The 1,968-nt window shown below is 71.1% G+C and carries 2 protein-coding genes; both read left to right on the plus strand.

What is annotated here, in order from left to right:
• The coding region (locus GPA_RS19050) for a type 1 glutamine amidotransferase family protein (RefSeq protein ID WP_041239293.1) at positions 1-533 on the plus strand (533 nt) is incomplete at its 5' end.
• A gap of 135 nt (positions 534-668) precedes the next feature.
• A partial coding sequence (hisS, locus tag GPA_RS07870; protein ID WP_041239295.1) for a histidine--tRNA ligase occupies positions 669-1,968 on the plus strand: 1,300 nt, incomplete at its 3' end.

Raw genomic sequence — 1,968 nt, forward strand, 5'->3', positions numbered from 1 at the left:
CGCTGCCGCCGGATGCGGACGGGCTGTACGTGGGCGGCGGCTTTCCGGAGGTGTTCGCCGCGCAGCTGCACGCCAACGAGGGCCTGCGACGCAGCGTGCGCGAGCGCGCCGCGCACGGTCTGCCCGTGTACGCCGAGTGCGGGGGCCTCATGTTCCTGGGGCGGCGCCTGGTGTACCACGGCCAGGGCTACGACATGGCAGGCGTGCTGGGCCTGGACACGGTCGTGCAGGACCGGCAGACGGCGCACGGCTACGCCCGCGCCGTCGTCCGCGAGGATGCCGGCTGGCTCGAGCCCGGAGCGGTGCTCGTGGGCCACGAGCACCATCACTCGCAGGCGACGGACCTCGATCCTGCGCTGCGGTTCGCCTACGCGGTGGAGCGCGGCCGCGGCATCGTGCCCGGCTTCGACGGCGCGTGCACCGGCAACGTGGTGGCCGGCTACCTGCACGTGAACGCCCTTGCCTCGCCTATGTGGGCCCCCAGCTTCGTGCGGGCGGCCGAGCGTTACCGCGCGCGACGCAGCGCGCGATAACAACTTCGAAGCGGCTGCGCGGCAGGCCTCCCCCTGGGCCCCGCGCATGCCGCCACCGTTCCTTCTTCGTGCGCGGTCTCCGGATGCGCTACAATAGCGGGCAATCGAAACGCACGAGACGAAAAGGAACCCTCCATGGCGATACAATCCCCCGAAGGCACGCGCGACCTGCTTCCCGACGAGGCGAAGTTCTGGGCGCACTTCAAGGCCGTGGCTGCCGACATCTTCGGCCGCTACGGCTACCTGCCCATCGAGACGCCGCTGTTCGAGCAGACGGAGCTGTTCGTGCGCGGCATCGGCGAGGCCACCGACGTGGTGTCGAAGGAGATGTTCACCGCCATCTCGGGCCAGAACCTGCAGACGCTCCTGGACGGCGGCTCCATCAAGGCGAAGAGCCGCCTGTCGCTGCGCCCCGAGGGCACGGCCGGCGTCGTGCGCGCCGTGGTGCAGCACGATCTGGTGCCGCAGGGCGCGCAGCCGGCGAAGCTCATGTACGCGGGGCCGATGTTCCGCGCCGAGCGCCCGCAGAAGGGCCGCCAGCGCCAGTTCAACCAGGTGGGCATCGAGTGCCTGGGCGCGGAGGAGCCGAGCGTGGACGCCGAGGGCATCATCATGCTCATGCGCTTCTACGCGGCTATCGGCATCCCGGTGGAGTCCACGCGCCTGCTGGTGAACTCCATGGGCTGCGAGGCGTGCCGCCCGGCGTACCGCGAGGCCGTGCGCGCGTTCATGGCCGAGCATGCGGGCGAGCTCTGCGAGGAGTGCAACCGCCGCGCGGAGATCAACCCGCTACGCGCGTTCGACTGCAAGAACCCCGGCTGCGCCGCCGTCATGGAGGGCGCGCCGAAGATCACCGACCACCTGTGCGACGACTGCCGCGCGCACTACGAGGCCGTGAAGGCCTATCTGGACGGCGCGGGGCTCGCCTACGTGGAGGACTCGAAGCTCGTGCGCGGGCTGGACTACTACACGCGCACGGTGTTCGAGGTGCAGGTGACCGAGGGCATGGGCAGCCAGAACGCCATCGGCGGCGGCGGGCGCTACGACAAGCTGGCCCAAGAGGTGGGCGGCCGTCCCACGCCGGGCTTCGGCTGGGCGCTCGGCTACGAGCGCTGCGTGCTGGCGCTCGAGGCGGCGGGCCGCGCATTCCCTCCGGCCGCGCGCTGCGACTTCTTCGTGGCCTGCGTGGACGACTCGGTGCGGGCGGAGGCGTTCTCGCTCGTGCAGGCCATGCGCGACGCCGGGTTCGCCGGCGAGATGGACCACCAGCACCGCAGCCTCAAGAGCCAGTTCAAGCTGGCCGACAAGCTGGATGCTGCCCAGGTGGCCGTGCTCGGGCCCGACGGGCTGGCCGAGGGCAAGGTGAAGGTGCGCAACATGCAGACGCACGAGGAGCGCCTTGCAGACCTTGCGGCGACGAAGGCGCTGCTCGCCC

The sequence above is a fragment of the Gordonibacter pamelaeae 7-10-1-b genome (assembly GCF_000210055.1).
Taxonomy (GTDB): Bacteria; Actinomycetota; Coriobacteriia; order Coriobacteriales; family Eggerthellaceae; genus Gordonibacter; species Gordonibacter pamelaeae.